The 18,337-nt window shown below is 60.0% G+C and carries 18 protein-coding genes; 6 read left to right on the top strand and 12 right to left on the bottom strand.

The window, feature by feature from the left end:
• Nucleotides 1-3 precede the first annotated feature (3 nt).
• The 4 genes from maiA to ACM561_RS04515 all read left to right on the top strand — a co-directional run bounded on the left by maiA (nt 4) and on the right by ACM561_RS04515 (nt 3,285).
• Nucleotides 4-648: a maleylacetoacetate isomerase gene (maiA, locus tag ACM561_RS04530; RefSeq protein WP_425908380.1), complete on the top strand. Its 645-nt coding sequence runs from the start codon at nt 4-6 to the stop codon at nt 646-648.
• A 170-nt stretch (nt 649-818) separates the two neighbouring features.
• Nucleotides 819-2,591 carry a putative bifunctional diguanylate cyclase/phosphodiesterase gene (locus ACM561_RS04525; RefSeq protein WP_425908378.1) on the top strand — a complete coding sequence of 591 codons (1,773 nt, stop codon included), beginning with the start codon at nt 819-821 and terminating at the stop codon, nt 2,589-2,591.
• Between the two features lie 221 nt (nt 2,592-2,812).
• Complete coding sequence (locus ACM561_RS04520; protein WP_425908376.1) at nt 2,813-3,001, top strand: hypothetical protein; 189 nt, start codon at nt 2,813-2,815, stop codon at nt 2,999-3,001.
• Nucleotides 2,992-3,285, top strand: coding sequence for a DUF6916 family protein (locus tag ACM561_RS04515; RefSeq protein WP_425908374.1), 294 nt, complete (start codon nt 2,992-2,994; stop codon nt 3,283-3,285). Before ACM561_RS04520 ends, ACM561_RS04515 begins: the two co-directional genes overlap by 10 nt.
• On the opposite strand, the gene ACM561_RS04510 is transcribed toward ACM561_RS04515, so the two are convergent.
• Genes ACM561_RS04510 through ACM561_RS04495 form a run of 4 tightly spaced genes read right to left on the bottom strand, consistent with a single transcriptional unit; the run spans nt 3,278 to nt 5,515 of the window.
• A complete protein-coding gene (locus ACM561_RS04510; RefSeq protein WP_425908372.1) occupies nt 3,278-3,856 on the bottom strand; it encodes a GNAT family N-acetyltransferase in 579 nt (192 codons plus the stop codon). The two genes, ACM561_RS04515 and ACM561_RS04510, sit on opposite strands and share 8 nt — an antisense overlap.
• Nucleotides 3,840-4,382 (bottom strand): phage tail protein, encoded by a 543-nt coding sequence (locus tag ACM561_RS04505; protein WP_425908370.1) that lies wholly within the window; start codon nt 4,380-4,382, stop codon nt 3,840-3,842. Before ACM561_RS04505 ends, ACM561_RS04510 begins: the two co-directional genes overlap by 17 nt.
• Before the next feature lie 40 nt (nt 4,383-4,422).
• The gene (locus tag ACM561_RS04500; RefSeq protein WP_425908368.1) at nt 4,423-4,953 is read right to left on the bottom strand and encodes a phage tail protein; all 531 of its coding nucleotides are present in this window, start codon (nt 4,951-4,953) and stop codon (nt 4,423-4,425) included.
• 31 nt (nt 4,954-4,984) lie between these two features.
• Nucleotides 4,985-5,515, bottom strand: a complete 531-nt coding sequence (locus tag ACM561_RS04495) for a phage tail protein (protein WP_425908366.1) — start codon at nt 5,513-5,515, stop codon at nt 4,985-4,987.
• 404 nt (nt 5,516-5,919) lie between these two features.
• Here ACM561_RS04495 and ACM561_RS04490 point away from each other — a divergent pair, with 404 nt between their 5' ends.
• The gene (locus ACM561_RS04490) at nt 5,920-9,819 is read left to right on the top strand and encodes an IPT/TIG domain-containing protein (protein WP_425908364.1); all 3,900 of its coding nucleotides are present in this window, start codon (nt 5,920-5,922) and stop codon (nt 9,817-9,819) included.
• Nucleotides 9,820-10,122: 303 nt separating this feature from the next.
• Here the strand turns inward: ACM561_RS04490 and ACM561_RS04485 are convergent, their stop codons facing one another.
• From ACM561_RS04485 to ACM561_RS04450, 8 genes are all read right to left on the bottom strand, one after another.
• Nucleotides 10,123-12,708, bottom strand: coding sequence for a hypothetical protein (locus ACM561_RS04485; RefSeq protein ID WP_425908362.1), 2,586 nt, complete (start codon nt 12,706-12,708; stop codon nt 10,123-10,125).
• A gap of 158 nt (nt 12,709-12,866) precedes the next feature.
• Nucleotides 12,867-14,218, bottom strand: a protein-coding gene (locus ACM561_RS04480; RefSeq protein WP_425905397.1) for an IS3 family transposase whose coding sequence is annotated in 2 segments (ribosomal slippage) — nt 12,867-13,882 and nt 13,882-14,218 — 1,353 coding nt in all. Because the reading frame shifts where the segments join, the coding sequence is not laid out codon by codon here.
• A 37-nt stretch (nt 14,219-14,255) separates the two neighbouring features.
• Nucleotides 14,256-14,678 carry a hypothetical protein gene (locus tag ACM561_RS04475; protein WP_425908360.1) on the bottom strand — a complete coding sequence of 141 codons (423 nt, stop codon included), beginning with the start codon at nt 14,676-14,678 and terminating at the stop codon, nt 14,256-14,258.
• A gap of 254 nt (nt 14,679-14,932) precedes the next feature.
• A complete protein-coding gene (locus ACM561_RS04470; RefSeq protein ID WP_425908358.1) occupies nt 14,933-15,649 on the bottom strand; it encodes a hypothetical protein in 717 nt (238 codons plus the stop codon).
• A gap of 26 nt (nt 15,650-15,675) precedes the next feature.
• Nucleotides 15,676-16,017, bottom strand: coding sequence for a hypothetical protein (locus tag ACM561_RS04465; protein WP_425908356.1), 342 nt, complete (start codon nt 16,015-16,017; stop codon nt 15,676-15,678).
• Between the two features lie 190 nt (nt 16,018-16,207).
• A complete protein-coding gene (locus ACM561_RS04460) occupies nt 16,208-16,489 on the bottom strand; it encodes a hypothetical protein (protein ID WP_425908354.1) in 282 nt (93 codons plus the stop codon).
• Complete coding sequence (locus ACM561_RS04455) at nt 16,456-16,956, bottom strand: nucleoside deaminase (RefSeq protein ID WP_425908352.1); 501 nt, start codon at nt 16,954-16,956, stop codon at nt 16,456-16,458. The genes ACM561_RS04460 and ACM561_RS04455 overlap by 34 nt, the downstream gene beginning before the upstream one ends.
• 14 nt (nt 16,957-16,970) lie before the next feature.
• Complete coding sequence (locus tag ACM561_RS04450) at nt 16,971-17,564, bottom strand: ankyrin repeat domain-containing protein (RefSeq protein ID WP_425908350.1); 594 nt, start codon at nt 17,562-17,564, stop codon at nt 16,971-16,973.
• Nucleotides 17,565-17,657: 93 nt separating this feature from the next.
• Here ACM561_RS04450 and ACM561_RS04445 point away from each other — a divergent pair, with 93 nt between their 5' ends.
• Nucleotides 17,658-18,290, top strand: coding sequence for a LysR substrate-binding domain-containing protein (locus tag ACM561_RS04445; protein WP_425908348.1), 633 nt, complete (start codon nt 17,658-17,660; stop codon nt 18,288-18,290).
• Nucleotides 18,291-18,337 lie beyond the last annotated feature (47 nt).

Below are 18,337 nucleotides of genomic sequence, written 5' to 3'. Positions count from 1 at the left end.
GAGATGAACAACAGCGACGCTTTGCTATACGGATACTTCCGGTCAACCGCAGCCTACCGCGTCCGCATAGCGCTCGGACTCAAGGGATTGAGCGCGGAGACCAAATTCGTACATTTGCGCAAAGGCGAACAAGCCCAGCAGGCCTATCGCGACATCAACCCGGCTGGACTGGTGCCCTATTGGATCGAGGGCGACTTTCGCCTCGCTCAATCACTCGCGATCATCGAATATCTCGATGAAACGCACCCCAGTCCCCCTCTGCTGCCATCCAGCCCGAAAACACGCGCTATCGCGCGCGAAATCGCGCTGGTGGTGACAAGCGACATTCATCCCATCGGAAACCTTCGTGTCTTGAATCGGCTGGCCGAAATGGGGGTCGATGAGGCCGCCCGCACAACATGGTCGCAGCACTGGATCAAAGTCGGATTCGAAGCAATCGAAGCCCGTCTTGCGCACCTGCCGGGACCCTTTGCGCTCGGCGAACGGCCGACGGTAGCCGATATTTGCATTGTTCCGCAGGTGTTCAATGCGCGACGTTTCGGTGTTGATCTTTCGCCGTATAAACGAATCCTTGAGATCGACGCTACAGCCTCGGGTCTCAAGGCATTTGCCATGGCTGAACCAGGCCGTCAGCCCGACGCGGAATAGAATTCGAAAAAAAGGAAAAAGTTATAGCTAATTGACAGACATTACCTCGTTCAGAGCCAAGGCCGCTGGTGCTTAATGCAACACGTCCGCGTCCGATCAATCGGAACTCCGCCAGATTATTGTTAAACGTTTCGCCGTAATCTGGAGGAAGAAGCGATGGGAGGATGATTGTGGCTCAACACTCTCACGGGCCGAATGATCTCGGTGAGGTAGAGGTAGTCAAATCCGAAACGGGATTCATTCACTACGCGCTCGATGCCACGGCCATCGTGGCCATTACCAATGTTCAGGGCACAATCACACACGTCAACAATAAATTCTGTGAAATTTCGGGCTATTCGCAGCACGAACTTATCGGGCAAAATCACCGACTCCTGCGCTCGGATGCTCATGACAAGACGTTCTTTCGCGAAATGTACCGACAGATCGCCCGAGGGCAGGTATGGCGCGGCGAAATCTGCAATCGTCGGAAGGATGGGACAACCTACTGGGTCGATACGACTATCGTTCCCCATCTGAATGCCGCCGGCAATCCGGATAGTTACACATCTATTCGCTTTGACGTTACGAGGCGCCATCAGATCGAGGAGGACTTGCGCCATGCCGTCAGTACAGACGCCTTAACCGGCACTGCCAATCGAAGACGGTTTCAGGAGTATCTGACGGCCACGCTCGAACTGAGCAATTCCATTCATACTTCGGTTTACCTGGCCCTGATCGATATCGATGCCTTCAAAGAAATCAACGATACGTTCGGCCATGTTGCTGGCGATAATCTCCTCAAAAATTTTGCAGAGCGGCTTCGCGCTTTTGAGGCAGAGAATATTTTCATTGCCAGGCTTGGCGGCGACGAATTTGGAATCGTGATATCTGACAAGGCGTGTGCAGATGTTCCAGCTCTTTTGGACGAGGTGCTGGACAGTATCAAACAGCCTGTTTGGCTGGGTGATATTAAACACCGATATACGGCTAGTATTGGCGTGGCCGCCTTTCCTATGGATGCCAAGACACCTGATGGGCTTTTCAAGGCCGCCGATATGGCGCTTTATCACTCAAAAGCTTCAGGACGAGATCAACGCCAATGTTTCGCACCGCGCCTCCAATTAGCAGTCGAATACAAAAGCGCGTTGCTGCAGGCTGTTGAGGCGGGTCTCGATCGAAACCAGTTCAGTCTCCACTATCAAGCTGTTGTACCAACCGTTCCCGGCAAGTCGATCTCGCTGGAAGGCCTGCTGCGATGGCAGCATCCCGAGCGCGGTCTCCTCACGCCCGGTGCATTTCTACCGGAGATCAATGATCCTGGGCTGGAGTCGGAAATCGGAATGTTTGTTGTCGAACGAGCATTCAAAGACATGGCACGCATACTGGAGGAGAGCCTTCCTGTGGACCGCCTTGCCATTAACGTGGCCAATGCGGATTTTCGATCCGATCGGTTTGTAGATCGATTTTTCGAACTTTCGGCCCAGACCGGCATCTCACCCGACCGGTTTTGCGTCGAGGTCGTTGAACAGGTATTTCTGGGGACCAATTTCCAGAGCTTTCAAGACCGCCTATTACGTCTGCACGATGCCGGCGTCGAACTCGCGCTCGATGACTTCGGAACAGGCTTTGCGTCCCTTACCCATCTCCGGCGCATACCGATCGACCGTGTCAAAATAGACCGAGGGTTCATTTCCAGCCTACCAGCGAGTGGAGAAGACTTGGTCCTTGTCAAAGGTATTATTGATATCGCCCATGCTCTCGGCAAATCCGTGACGGCTGAGGGAATCGAGACTGAAGAGCAGGCGGCGCTTCTTCAGCAACTCGGTGCCGACGGCCTTCAGGGTTGGTATTTTTCCAAAGCCTGCACGATGGAACGCTTGCGTTACGTGCTGCTCCAGCTGTTGCGCAGGTCGAGATATAGCGATCATGCGCTTCAAATAGTTGCGCCTAGGAGTGCTTAGAACCGATCCCGTCTGCCAGCGCTTTGAGGTCATATCAACGCTTCGGCTTGTTTCGGGTTAAGTTGCCGCGCCAGAATTGTCCGTCGTCAGATGATCTAACGGATTATCTGGACCAGCGGGACTAGAGGCTGCTGCATAGCTTTGCTCCGATCCAGATACGGCGCTTTCGGCGATGAGGTTTGCGGAGGGGTGATCGATAGTGCAGCGACGAGTGGCAGAGCATGACACTCGATGCCAATGAGTTTGCGGCATTCGCTTCGAGATTGCCGCCTACGATTTCGCTTGGGTCCGAATTTTCGAGTGCGGCTGCAATTCAGCAGGATTATGCTCCGATGCTCGAAGGCATGGTTCTTAAGCAGTTTATGTCGATGAACCGGGCAGGCAGAGGGGGACTCATCGCATGCATTTGATGACACTGGAGCGCTTCGCCGGTTGCCTGGGGCAAGGGTTCGACGTCGATTTTGGAACGACATCGGTTGCCTTGACGTTGTCGGAAGCGCGCCCCTTGTCGCAACACGGCTTCGCGGCCACGATGCGGCAGCCTTTCTCTCTACTGTTTCGCAGCGAATCGCCTGTTGTCCTCCCGCAGAAGATCTACCGCATGACGAACGCGACCGTCGGGCCGATCGAGATATTCATCGTGCCGGTGGCGCGCGATCGGCAAGGGATCGTCTACCAGGCGATTTTCAATTGACGACAGGCAAATCAACCTGTCGCGGCTCTGGAGACCATACCATCCGCGCGCAAACCGGTTCTTCGCGCGCAACCTCGCGAAAGCCTAGCCTGCGATAGAACCGCTGCGCCCCCTGATTTTCACAGGCAACGTGAAGCACGATGCTCGCGGCAGCCGAGGCTTGCGCGTGTCGCTTAAGGGCTCGTATGACCGTGGATCCAAGACCGGCATTGCGCCGCTCCGATGCAAGACCGATATCGACGATACGCCAATGGTTATGGCTAGCGTCGAGATAGAGCCGGCCGGCCGGTGTCCCTTCCCACAGGATCAGCAGGAAATCCGCCTGCGGAAAAGTCGCCACATAGGAACGATGCTGGAGATCGAACTGCTGGTCCAGAAGCGCGCGCACCTGTTCGGCAGACCAGCCGAGCGACGCGAACTCGTCGATGCGGAACGAGCGATACAGTTCGCGCAGAAAAGTCAGGTTATCGCGCGTGGCGCGCTGAAACGTGACTGGCTTGGCGCAGACAGGAATATCGCCGTCGCGCGCCGGAAAATCCGGCAGGGCCGGCATATCAGGCAACGGCGTCACCAAACGATGGAAAGACGCCAGACAGTGCGATGCAGAAATTCATGGCGAGGTAAGGCTGACGGTTTTCGTGCGGCTGGTTTCCGCCCGCCACGCCACCCATGCTGGGTGAGAACTGCGTATTCGCTGTGCCGCTCGAACTGAAAGGCGTGCTGTTTTGCGGAACGACGAGCGATGAACCGTTGGCCGGCGCGCCCGTGCGCTTGCTCGTGTCGGTCTGGTTATAGACCGTGAATGGATGAGAATGCGACGGCATCTGGTCCGCCGTTAATGTCACGCTGTTTTCACCGAAGGCTTCACCGATACTACGCGGCGTCAGACCCGCGCCCTGGCCTTGATTGCAGCCGGTGCGGCCGGCGAAGTTCGGCAGCATGAAGGTAGTCGTGCCGTCCCCGCCATACGCCGTACCGAGGAGGGAAAAGAGCGCCGTATTCTGCCGAATGGCCAAAGTTGCTCCGTTGCACAAAGCCCAGTTACGGGGTGCATAGTTGAAGCCGAATATCTGGATCTGACCGATGAATGGTTCCATGGCGGCTGCACCTTCGAAAGTTTGGATAGGGCGGACGAACTTAGCCCTGGCTCGGGAAGATTCCGTTATAGGCGATGCAGAACTGTACCGTCAGCGTCGGCATCAGATTATCATGTCCAACATTGCCGCCGGCGACGGAGGTCGATGTTGGAGCAGTCGTGGCGGCGGCGGCACCAGTCACATCGTTGGTATACATGGTGTCGCCCGAGACCGCTCCGAACTCGACCTTCTGCGTGATCTGGTCGAAATTGGCCGCTTCGGTTGTCGCGACCATCGGATGATCGTGTTGCGGTATTTGCGTCGATAGCAGGGTGACCAACTCGCTTCCACCGACCTCGCCTAGAATGTGCGGCGATAGTCCTGGACCGGAGCCGTAGTGAATCGGAACTCGACTGCTGAGGTTTGGCAGCGCGAAGGTGGTCACGCCATCGCCGCCATAGGTTGTCCCGATCAGAGTGAAAAGCACGTCGTACTGAGAGATCGGTTGGAGCGAGCCGTTGCAGGGAAGCCAGCCATTCGGAACGCGGGAGAAGCCGAGCAGCCGGATTTCTCCAACATAAGGATCACTCATTGTCCGCTCTCAAATCAGTTAAACGTGCGTATCAGGTTCGGGAAGGGAATATCCCCGTCAGCGCGATACAGAAATTGATCGCGGCGTAAGGCTGCATATTAGGGTGCGCCTGATTGCCGCCAACCGGCGCAATGCTCGCTGTAGCCAGGGTGACCTCGGCGGTTCCGGCGGGGCCATAGATCGGCGCGCTGTTCGTCGCATAGAGCGCATTCGCCGGACTGCGTTGACCGCTCTGAGTGTTCGTGCCTGCGCATTGATGGACGTGCAACGGCAATTGCGCGGTGGTCAGCGTGAGGTTTTCCGTGCCGCCTTTTTCTCCGAGCGCGTAGGGGGAGGCCTGCCAGTTCGGGTCGAGCGATGGACCGAAGCCCACCGGCACTCGCCCGCGCAGGTCCGGGAGAGCGAACGTGGTTGTTCCGTTGCCGCCATAGACCGTGCCCAACAGGCTGAATAACGCTTGGTTCTGCGCGATCGGCAAAAGCTGACCGTCGCACTGAGCAAGGCCCTTCGGCGCAAACGGAAATGCGACCGGCATCACCTGGCCCATAAATACTTCTGACATGCTGCCCCCGAGCATTGGCGATGTCGCATATGCCAGCGCACTCCAGCAGTTTTGCGCAAATGCGGGAACCTTGCAAGCATAACGTTTGTTCACTTATTTTTCTATAAACACGCGATATTTTCTCTTTTGAACTGATCTCTGGCTCGTGTACAACTTCCACTTGTTGCACGGAGACCAACGTCGATAGACCGCAATGTTAGCGGGTCCCGGTCGGATTGAGCTTCATCATCGTTCGAAGATTATTGCAGCGGACGTTTGCCGAGCCTTCCTCAGTGCGACACCTGCGATGCAGGAAGGGCGGGGCAATGGTGGACGACCGATCTAGACGCCTGCGCTTGTTGTGGACCTCGGGGAAAACTTTCGGTCGCCTGCTGTCTGCCCTGGCGCGGTCACGGCTCATTCACATGCCGTACCTCTGGCTCGCGCTATCTGCCTTGATCCTAGCGATGCCGAGTGCGGCCAACGCCGCGTGCGGCACACTCAATGTGCCCGACGCGAACACCTCGCCCGCGATCTCGCCGATGGCGTCCGGCGGCTCGATCACCATCACGCTCGGTACGCTCTGTGATCCCTTTGGGCTGAACCCTTATCCGGATACTGTCGTCGCTCCGTTCTCGTCGCCTCCGTCTCATGGCACGGTGAGCGTCCAGGCTGGCGCGGGCATCGTTACCTACACCAATAACGGCGACGGTGCGACCAGCGACAGTTTCGTCCTGACCGATGCAAGCGACAACCCGTTCACCATCAACGTCGCGGTCGCCGCTCCCACGAGCCCGATCACTGTCTCACCCTCCTCGCTGCCAACACCGAACGTTGGCGTCCCATATAGTCAGCCGCTGAGCGCGAGCGGCGGCACGGCGCCATACGGCTTCGTCCTGACCAGCGGCTCTCTGCCGCCAGGCCTGAGCTTTGCCGGCAACACCGTCTCGGGCACGCCCAACCAGGCCGGCTCCTATTCGGCCACGTTCACCGTCACCGACAACGCCAGCCTGACAACCACAAAGTCCTACACGGTGACCGTGCCCAACCCGTCGTCCGGGATCACGGTCGGGGCACCGCCTACCGCCAACCTGAACGCACCCTACAACCACAGCCTATCTGCATCGGGCGCGCTGGCGCCTTATACCTTTTCGATCCAGAGTGGCGCGTTGCCGCCGGGCCTCTCGCTGGCCGGCGGCGTCATCAGCGGTACGCCCACCAGCGTCGGCACCTACAATGTCGACCTTGTCGTCACCGACAGCAGCCCCAACCTGGGCGGGGCTTCACCGGGGCCTTACTTTCGGGTCGTCCCCACCTCCATCACGGTGCAGAACGTGCCGCCGGTCGCGAACCCGGTCAGCGCGACGGTGAACTACGGCAGCACCAACAACCCGGTTACGCTCAACATCACGGGCGGTACGCCGACGTCGGTGGCCGTCGGTACGCAGGCCACCCACGGCACGGCGACCGCCGGCGGCACGTCGATCACTTATACGCCGACTGCCGGATATGCCGGTCCGGACAGCTTCACCTACACCGCCACCAACGGGGCCGGAACGTCCGCGCCGGCCACGGCGACGATCACGGTGTCGCCGCCCAGCATTGTCTACACGCCGGCCAACCCGCCCGCCGGCACCGTGGGCGTGGCCTACAGCCAGTCCATCGCGGGCGCGAGCGGCGGCGCCGCACCCTATACCTACGCGCTGGCCTCCGGCGCCTTTCCGGCAGGCACCACGTTGCAAAGCAACGGTACGCTAAGCGGTACGCCGACCGCTGCCGGGACTTTCAACTTCACGGTCAGAGCAACGGACAGTTCGACAGGAACGGGTCCGTTCTCATCGACCCCCGCCAATGTGACGGTCATTATCCATGCCGGCGCGCCGACGGTCAGCTCGGTCGCACCGAACAGCGGCTCGACGGTCGGCGGCACCTCGGTCACGATCACCGGCACCGGCTTCACGGGCGCAACGGCGGTGACATTCGGCGGAACGGCGGCGACGGGCATCACCGTGGTCAATGACACGACGATCACTGCGTCGACGCCGGCGCACGCGGCGGGCGCAGTCGCGGTTGCGATAACCGCGCCTGGCGGCACCGGCTCCCTTCCGAATGGTTTCACCTATTCGGCTTTGGCCCCGTCGGTCACCTCTGTCGCGCCGAACACCGGCCCGGCCACCGGCGGAACGTCAGTGACCATCACCGGCACGAACTTCACAGGCGCAACAACCGTAACTTTCGGCGGCGCAACCGCGACGGGCGTCACCGTCGTCAACGACACCACCATCACAGCAACAACGCCGGCGCACGCAGCCGGCCCCGTTGCGGTCGATGTAACCGCCCCCGGCGGTACCGCTTCCCTTCCGAACGGTTTCACCTATTCGGCTCCCGCGCCGACGATTACCTCGGTCGTGCCGAACAGCGGTCCAGCGGCCGGCGGCACCTCGGTCACGATCACCGGCACCGGCTTCACGGGTGCAACGGCGGTGACATTTGGCGGAACGGCAGCGACCGGCGTCACTGTGGTCAATGACACCACGATCACCGCGACGACCCCGGCGCACGCGGCAGGCGCAGTCGCGGTCGCGGTGACCACGCCAGGAGGCAGCGCCAACCTACCGAACGGCTTTACCTATTCCGCGCCCGTGCCGACAATGGCCTCGGTCGCGCCGAACAGTGGTCCGACGGCCGGCGGCACTTCGGTGACCATCACCGGCAGCGGCTTTACGGGTGCAACGGCGGTGACGTTCGGCGGAACAACGGCAACGAGCTTCACCGTCAACGGCGACAACACGATCACGGCGACCACGCCAGCGCACGCGGCGGGCGCAGTCGCGGTCGCGGTGACCGCCCCCGGCGGTACCGCTTCCCTTCCGAACGGTTTCACCTATTCGGCTCCGGTACCGACGGTAACAAGCCATACGTTTCAACTCGCCGCTGGCGCATCGGGAACGGTGAATTTGACGCAGGGAGCGACGGGAGGTCCCTTCACCGCGGCCGCAATCGTGACATCACCGCCGGCTTCGGATGGCACCACGAGCATCGTGCAGAACGGCGCCCAGTGGCAGCTCGTCTATGCCTCTGCAGTAAGCGCCGCCTCGACCGTCATTGTTCGCTATACGCTCTCAAATGCATCGGGAACGTCGGCACCCGGCACGGTGACGTTCACGGTCGTCGCGCGCCCGGACCCCTCGCGAGACCGCGAGGTCATCGGTTTGCTTAACGCCCAGGCGCAAAGCGCCAACCGTTTTGCGCGATCGCAGATCACCAACTTCCGCGACAGGCTCGAACAGCTTCACGACGATTCGAGCCGTGAAGCGACATCGATGAATGTGCGGCTCGGCGCCCCTCAAGACCCGGCCGATCCGAACGCTTTGGGTTATGCCCGGGAAACCAGTCCCTATGATCCGACTCGTAATGCATTCGCCTACGCGCCAAACGATACCGGCAATTCAAGGCCGGCAAGCAAGACCCCTCCGCCCAAGAGCGGATCGCCGAGCGACCTCGCCCTGTGGACCGGTGGGTTCGTTAACTTCGGCACGACGAACAGATACAATATCGGCCTTGGCCACACGCTGATCGGCGTCAGCGGCGGGGCGGACTACCGGTTCTCGCCCGGATTCACCGCGGGCATCGGTCTTGGCTACGGACGCGACTCGGTCGATGTCGGCACCAACGCTACGCGGAGTAACGGCCAGGCGTTCAGCACCGCCATCTACGGCAGCTACCACCCGCGAAACAACGCGTTCATCGACGGCCTGCTCGGCTATAGCGCGCTGGATTTCGGCAGCGGGCGGTTCGTGACGTCGACCAGCGGCATGGCGACCGGCGATCGGTCCGGCAACCAAGTGTTCGGCTCGATCATCAGCGGTTACGAATACAAGAACAACCGTCTCCTTGTGTCGTCCTACGGCCGCATGGAAGCCGCGTGGACACAGCTCAACGCCTTCACTGAAACCGGCGCTGCTTCCTACGATCTCACCTTCGGCAAACAAACCCTAAGCATGTTGGCAGGCGTCGTGGGCGTGCGTGCCGAATATGCCTTCCTTCGGGACTGGGGCATTCTGAAAGCACGCGGCCGGCTGGAATACACGCACGACTTTACCGGCTCGAGCTTGGCGAGCATGGGCTATGCCGATCTCAAGAACGGCCTGCCTTATACGCTCGGCATTAATGTCTTCACCAGAGACTACGTCGCGGTCGGCCTCGGCTTCGACGCCCCGGTCGGCAACGGTGCCACGCTCGGCTTCGACTACACCACCGCGCTCGGCTTTCAAGGAACGACCCAGATCCACAACTTTGCACTGCGATTGGGCGTAAAGTTCTAGAGTTTGATGGATTTGGGTTTGGTCATATCCGACGTTTGCGACCACCAGCGCAATACGGAGGACATCAACCGACTCCGGCATCTGCCCGAGCACGACGATGCCGATCAGCGTGGCGCTGAGCGACAGCAATGACAGCGTGAGCGCACGTTCGAGGGCTACACCATCCGCATCGAGCCAAGGAATCGAACTGGCTCCTGACGGCGCGTTCATCCCGATGTTCCGTCTGTATTGGCCGAAGGAGAACCCTCCATCGGTACTGGATGGTACTTGGTGGCGCCCGTCATTCAGAAGAGCTGAATCGAGTTACTCTGGATCAGCACTCGATGCAGTTCCTCCGGCTTCTTTGATCAGCGATGCGTAGAGCATGCCGCCCTGTAGGGGCATCAATATGCCGTAGAGGCCCGTCAGCCCGACGACCGCCGCCGTGAACCCGGCCTTGCTCGGCTCCGGTCCATAGACCGTGCCGGGCGTGATCCAGCCTCCGGCGTTGAAGCCGGTGTTGCCGACGAAGCCCGCCCAGTCCTGGTCCTCGTCGTGGTTCTGCACGAGACTGCCGATCACCGGCGCCTCCCAGACGATGTTGATGATCATCTCGCCCCAGGGTGAGAATTTCTTCCAGCCTTGCAGGAAGCCTTTTGTGACGCCTTCCTGGTATTTGCACAGCCCCACATCGACGAAGGTCTTGATCGTGCCCACCGCCATGACCGCCGTGTTCATTTTCACGTCCCATGTCGCCTTCGTGCCACCGACGATCTGCCCGGTGATGTCCGGGGCCACATAGGGCAGGTAGGACACCGCGTAGAGCGCCGCGAACACGACCGAATCCTGTGTTTCAGCTTTCAGCGCGCCGAAAACCACGACTCCGATGGAGCCGATCGTCGCCGCCAGCCCGCCGGTGAGATCCAGGATAGCGGCCAACCGGTTGGACACGGCCTGCGGCGGGGCCGCTTGCGCGCCCAATCCCTCGGCGCGCGCGGCAAGCGTCGGCGTCTGCTGATTCTGATACAGCGCCTGGATATCGGAGAAGCTCTGCGCATCGATCAGCGAGGTCGTGAAGCTGTTGTCGGGGAAGGGCGTTTCCTGGGAAACGATCTTGACCACGATCGTCACCGGGATCGCCGCGATCAGGCAAGCGAGATCGAGCAGGCTGAGCTGGTCGCCGCCGCTGATCTTCGAGTACAGCCAGGACAGAACCGGAATGTCGAGCGGTGCGTCGAGGAAATCCGCCACGCCTTCCGCCAGGGCGGCCAGGATGTCGATGATCGCCACCGTCAGCGTCTCGACCGTCTCAAGCAGCAGGTCGAACAGAATAGCCACGACCTTCTTCACCGCTTCCAGCGGCGTCATCGTGTGGATCTCGTCGATGACCTGGGTCTTGATCGCCTCGTAGGCGGACTTGAAGTTGTGCTCCTCGGATTGGAACGCCTCGGTCAGCGCCGCCATCAACTGGTCCGCGACGCTGCTGCCCGGCGCTGCCGGCGAGTACGGGGTCGCGGCGCTGCTTCCACTGGACTTGACGTGTTGGGCGCCGTAGTTCGCCTGCGGGGTCGAACTTCCTTGCGGCGCCGCGTTGTTCTTCGACAGGCTGGCCGCGCTGACGTTGTTGTCCGGCACCAATCCGGCCCAGGTGTCGACCACGTTCTGAACCTCGGTGAAGCCGGCCTGGATATCCGCCTTGACCGTCGCGATGCTGGCGATCGCCTCGGCGATGTAGCATTTGAAGATGCTCTTCAGCACCTTGTGGGTGCGCACAATGTCGTTCCACGAGAAGATGAAGCCGACCCATTGGACGATCTTGTCCCAGGCCACTTTGATCGCGTGCAGGATGAACTGGATGCCATGCGCGACGTCGTCGATGACCTCCATGACGAAGTGATACAGCTTCTCGCCGATCTGGATGAAGAAGTGCGTCACGTCGCCGATGGCCTGCACGAAGAACTGCTTCACCTTGTCGATCGCGTGTTCCAGCCACTTGAAGATGTCGCCCGCAAAGGCTTCGATCGCGCCGCCTATGCCGCCGAGTTCTCCGGCGGGCAACGCTATTGTCGGCGAAAGCTGCATGTACACATCTTCGATGTAGACGCCGCAGGGGCTGGTCGAGGTGATCGTAAACTGCTGGCCGACGAGAGGGAGCTGATTCTTGTCCACCACCGCGACGCGCGTCGTGTAGAATTCGCAGACGTCGTCGATCGACAGGGTCGGCAGCAGGATCGACGACTGCCGCCATTGCGTGGTAACCGGATCCTGTTGCAGCTTCACCACTTGCTGGCCGCTGGTGTGCGAAGAGAGCACGCTGGCGCCGGTGCTCAGATCGAGCATCGTGGCCAACTGATCGACGCCGGTCAGCAGGGGAATGGGTGCCGACCACGCGGTGGGGTCCGATTGTGATCCCAGCGCGCAGCGCGAATAGAACACCACGCCCGCGTCCGTGCGTCCCCAGATACTCAGTTGATTGCCGGCGACGTTCGCCGCCAGCGATGCGACGTCGACCAGCGAGTCATCGGCAATGATCTGGATGCCCGAGGCGCCGCTCGCCTGACCAGCCGCCGGGAACAGGTAAATGCCGCCCGTCGCAGCGACATAGAGATCCGTGCTGCCACCGGCGCCGGTCGGCGTGGTCGACAGCGCCGAAGCGCCTGCTGGAACCGTCAACTTGGTAGCCGGTGGCGGTCCCGGGAAAATGCCGCGCCACGGCGTGAACGTCAGCGATACGCCACCGCTCAGCGAGTAGAGCTGGTACAAACCGCCATACTGGGCTCCGGCCGGAGCCCCCGTCGCCATATCGTTCAGCGTGTCGAAGTTTTCCGGATTCGGGAATACGGTCCAGACATTCGAGGTCGCCGTCAGGTTAACGATGTAGTTCTGGATGAAGCCGGTGCTCGCGCTCACTACACCGGCGAGTACATAGCCCGCCTCCGCAGGATCCGGTCCATCAGGAATTGTCACATAGGCGAGGTTGAGTAACGTCTGGGGTGTCCGTCATCAAAACATTTGGCGCAAAGAGCGGCGAGATTTAGCGGAGAGCGGGCCTCATTTGTTGGTTGATGTTAAGCGGCGATTTTGCGGTGGAGCAAGCGCCGATATTTGATTGTCTGTCGTTTGATCCTTTCACGCTGTTTGATGATGGATTGTGCACGTCCGAAGTAGACGTCGGCGGGTGTGACGTTGCCGATGCCCTCGTGATAACGGCGATGATTGTAATGCTCGATGAATGCCTCGATCTGACACTCGAGATCGCCGGGCAGGAAGTAGTTCTCGAGCAGGATGCGGTTCTTGAGGGTTTGATGCCATCGCTCGATCTTGCCTTGGGTTTGCGGATGCAGCGGTGCGCCGCGGATATGGCTCATGCCGTTGGCATCGATCCATTCGGCAAGCTCGGCGGCGATGTAACTGGGACCATTGTCGCTGAGCAGTCTGGGCTTGTGCAACACCTTGGTGTTGTCGCAGCCTGAAGCTGCAAGGGCCAGTTCGAGCGTATCGGTGACGTCCTCGGCGCGCATGGTCGAGCACAGCTTCCAGGCAATGACATATCGAGAGAAGTCATCGAGTACGGTGGACAGATACACCCACCCCCAGCCGATGATCTTGAAGTAGGTGAAGTCGGTCTGCCACATCTGGTTGGGTGCTGTCGTCTTGTCTTTGAACTCATCAGCCGCCTTGACCACAATGAAGGCTGGGCTGGTGATGAGATCGTGGGCCTTGAGCAGGCGATAGACACTGGCTTCGGAGACGAAGTAGCGCTTCTCATCGGTAAAGCGCACTGCCAGTTCGCGCGATGAAAGTTCGGATTGCTCCAGCGCCATCTCGATGATCTGACCCTGGATATCGGCATCGATGCGGTTCCACACGCGACCTGGCCGGGAAGGACGATCTTCCAACGCTTCCGGCCCGCCCTCAAGGTAACGGTCATACCAGCGATAGAAGCTTCGACGTGCAATGCCCAGTTTGTCGAGTGTCTTCTTCGCCGGCAGATGCGATTGCTCGACGAGCCTGATGATCTCAAGCTTTTCGGATGCGGGATATCTCATTCGCCTTCGCCCCCATCCGCGATCATGCTTTTTTTGAGCAGACGGTTCTCCAGCGTCAGATCGGCAACCACCTCCTTCAGGGCATGCGCCTCACGGCGAAGGTCTTGCACTTCACCACTTGTCGCAGCTCGCGCCGTATCACCGGCCAGCCGCCGCTTGCCTGCCTCCATGAACTCCTTCGACCAGACGTAGTAAAGGCTCTGAGCGATCCCTTCCTTGCGGCACAGTTCAGCGATGCTGTCTTCACCGCGCAAGCCATCAAGCACAATCCGGATTTTATCTTCCGCCGAGAAATGGCGCCGGGTGGCGCGGCGAATGTCTTTGACAACCCGTTCGGCAGAACTTTTCCTGCTGCGAGACTTCGTAGTCATGTTCGTTCCTTCGTCATCGACGAGAACCGAACTCTCCTTAAATCATACCTTCAATTCTGTGCCATAGGCGCTGATCCCGGACAGGGGGATTTGTGCTGTCGTCATAGGCGCGCGCGACCCAGGTCCGATTGGCCGATGACTGCATCCAGGGCGCATTGGCAGCATTCGACAGCCCGCTCATCACGAATAGCGCATCACTGTTGGTCTCGGCCACGTGCACGATCTGCGCGATGGTGATGTTGGCTGTCGTTGGGTCCTGCGCTACGGCGAACGACTTCGCCGAGACCGTCTGCCCGGGGAAATTCGCCCCCAGCTCCGTCGTGAGATCGATGGGGGTCCAGCCCGTGGCGACCGCGGTCTGCTCCGCGTTCAAGTACAGGATGCTTGTATCGCCGATGCCGAAAAACAGCGACAATCCGCCCGAGCTTTGCAGCACATCGAACGCGGATTGGTCGGACAACACTTGGGCCGTTGTGCGACTTCATCAATTCGGTGGACGAGCTCAGTGTGAACATGGCGGTTCTCTCCTGAAGCGTTCGCGGTCTTGGCGACCTGGGCTCGGTGCGGCGCAAAGCGGCCAGGGGTCTGTCGAGATTCAGGCTTGAGGAGCCGAAGAGTTTTTCGAGAACCGAAGCGAGTACACATAGAGGTACGTAAACATCGGAAACGAAAAACGCCGTTTGCAGGCCCTCAGAGCCTGTAAATGAATAGACCCTAGACCGAGGCGGGCTCGGCCGTTGCGGGGGTCTGGTAGGTAATGTCAGCCGCCAGATCGTCGGTGGCGGTGAACGTTGTATCCTTGAACAGGAACGTTCCTCCGCCAGGAAACACAAAATTGTTCGCGCCCTGGATCGCTGCCACCAGCGCCGGCTGGATACTGTTCATCACCTGCGATTGCACGGTCCCGCGAATGTCGCCGGGATCATCGACGAATTGCTGGAACGCGCCGCCGACACTGCTAAAGAACTTGTCCCACGCACTCTGATGTTCCGGCGCGACGGTGGGAGGGCTGCTGAAATTCGCATTCTGGATCGCGTAGTTCAGCTGACCGTTGTTCGACGGGTCCATTTCGAGCAGCAGATCGACGCTCCAGGCATAGGTGGTCGGCGGCATCACCTCGTCGAGCGTGCTGCCCATAATCGAAGAGTCGGTCTCCGCCGAGATCACCGACGAGCCGGCGATCGTAACGAGCGGGCCGCTCAGGCTCACCGAACAAGTCGAACTGTAGTTCAGGGTGACCGAGGCCGTTCCCCCGAAGAAGCTTGTCGTGTCGTAAGCCTGCGGCGAGGAATAGGAGAAATTCGCAACCACGCCGTTCTGGGGCGGGTTCAACGGACCGAACGTGTGATCGGCTCCGGGATTGAGCTGCATGGTCTGGTCATTCACAGACTTGCTGGCGTCAGCCTTCACATAGGCCACTGGCGAAACCAACTTCAGGATCGGATTAAGCTGGCCGATCAGGAATCCGATATACAGCCCGTTGCCACCGTCGACTTGAACTCGGCATTGCTGAAGGTGATGTTGTAGATCACCGTCTGCGGTCCGATCTGCGAGTTCAGGACCACCATGTTCACCGGGTTGCCATTGGCGTCGAGCGTGTAGTCGAGCGTTCCGGTGAAGATATACACAGCGTTTTCGGGCGTCGTCGGCACGTAGTTGCCGTTGTTGTCGACCGTATAGTAGAGAGCCACCTGCTTCTGGAGCGTGCTCAAGAAGACGGCCAGCATCTCGTTGATCGTATCCTGGGTGACCGCAACCACCGTGTCGTAGTTCGTCAGGGTAATCTGGCTCAGGCCCATTGGATTCGCCTACTTTCGATGCGCTGATTGGCCAGACCTTAGCTACAGACGGTTTCCTAAGGACGGAATCGAAAGTGTCGAATTTATTCGAGTTAAGTCACGATGATTTTCGACACATGACTTTGGGCTTCCTTAAACGAACGACACAGGGTCAGCGGGTGAAGGTGCCCGCAATCGGGGAATTCCGCACTTAAGCACGCGCTGTCTTTTTATTTATCAGTTTGTCCGCCGACGAACCGTTCAAAAGTGTTATCGAAACCGCGGGCAGGCTCATCGCCGCGGCATAGCTTCCCGGATTCATGCGCCAGTACAGAACGACAACAACGGCGACTGAAGCGAGGTGCAGCAGCCAGCCGGCCATGAAGCCGCCGGTGAGATCGTGCAACATCGCGACGATCCATGGCGGCAGCGCCGTGATCAGGAAGCCGCCGCCCTGCATCAGCGCCGACAGCGCCCCGACGCTTGCGCCCATTGTTCATAGAGATCCATCTGCTCCTCCGGCCGCACTGGCACATAGCGGATCGCCATGGATTGCTCAGTGAAGGGTTTGGCAAGGTCTTCGTAAATCGCCGCGCTAGAAAGCCCGAACGGTGCGCCATCTTCATTGGAATAGGCGTAGAATACCTTGTCGACGCCGGACAGCCGCATCGCTGCCATGCACATCGGGCAAGGGTGGCCGCTGGCGTAGACGGTGCAGCCGCCAAGGTCGGGCGACCCGAGCTGGCCACTGGCAGCACGGATCGCTGTCATCTCGGCATGCGCGGTCGGGTCGTTGGTCGTGTGGATCTCGTTCACCCCGGTAGCGATGGACAAGCCGTCCCTGACCACCACTGCGCCGAACGGGCGGCCGCCCGTGCCGATATTGGCGCGGGCCAGTTCAACGGCTTCGCTTAAGAATCTCACTGCATCGCTCGCCGCATCGCTCATCGTGTCATTCATGGCGCCTTCCTTTGTCAGTGTGCTCCGGCGACGGCGAGAATCCGCTCGATCGCATCGTGGCCGTACGCGCGGGCGTGCTGGAGCGGTGTCACGCCCTTGCCGTCGGCCAGATTGACATCGGCTCCGGCCTTGACGAGCAGATCGACGATCTTCTGGTGCCGCTCGCCGCCATCGCCGAGGATGATCGCCTCCAGTAGCGCGGTCCAACCGAGCCTGTTGACGTGATCAACATCGACTCCCGCTTCAATCAGCGTGCGCACCGTCTCGACATGACCGCGCTCCGAAGCCGGTATGAGCGCTGTGCCGCCGTAGCGATTGACGCTTTTCAGGTCGGCACCGTGCGCCAAAGTCATCTTCAGGATATCGAGATGGCCGCGCGCTCCGGCATAGAGATACGGGCTGTCCTCGATTTTGTCCTTGGCGTTGACGTCGGCGCCAGCCTCGATCAACACCCTGGCCGCCTCGATTCCGTTGACGTGGGTTGCAACCAGCAGCGCGGTCGCCCCGCTGTCGTCGCGCGCATCGATCTGCACGCCGTCCGCGAGAAGTATTTTAATGGCGGCGACATCATTCTTGCCCGCCGCCAAAAACAATGAGGTTCTACGCATGGTCTCTCCTGCCGCAACGAGAGGGGCAGCCGTCAACAACAGGGAAGCGACACCTACAAGGACGGAACGGCGAAGCATCGTCTGTTTCCTGTGATGACGGAGTCAGGTTGCCTGACCCGCGCGATCGCCGAAGTTGCGGACCATGATGTCCGTATCGGCGTTCCCGAGGATATCGTCAGCGCCGCGATAGCAAAAGTGTTCGGCGACTTCGCGGGGCGCCACCGTGAAATCCAACTGGACGTGACCGCCGGCTTGAGCCGCGATCTGACCAGACGCTATCGCGCCGGCGAGTTCGACATCGCGATCGTCAAGGAGGCCAAGGCGGAACCCGATTGCCGCGCGACGTTCCCCGAAATCATGGCATGGTTTGAACGCACTGACGCACCTGATGCGTGGCCCAATCCGATCCCGCTGGTCGCTTTTCCTCCGGGCGGCCTTTTACCGAGAGGCAATGTTCGAGCGCATCGAGCGCGAGCAGCTTGGCTGGTACATCGCCTTTTCCGGCAGCCGCCTTCACAATGTGCTGGTCGCGGTGGAGGTCGGGCTCGGCCTGTCCCTTCTCCCGAGGAACGCGACAGTCGGATATCACGTTCGGCATATGCGCCTTTCGGCACGGAGCCTGCGATGGCCGTCTCCATCTACGCCTGGGAACGCGCAGGGCCCGCGTCGGAACTGGTCGAGCAGATGGAAGCGATCCTCGCTGCCAGATGCGCCCGGCGCACATAGGATACTGCCTTAAAACAACAACATCCATTTCAGTCAGCCGTCCAACA

Source organism: Nitrobacter sp. TKz-YC02 (genome assembly GCF_049852135.1).
In the GTDB taxonomy this organism is placed as follows: Bacteria; Pseudomonadota; Alphaproteobacteria; order Rhizobiales; family Xanthobacteraceae; genus Nitrobacter; species Nitrobacter vulgaris.
The sequence above is the reverse complement of the archived record's forward strand: the minus strand, read 5'-3'. Positions and strand labels throughout refer to the sequence as shown.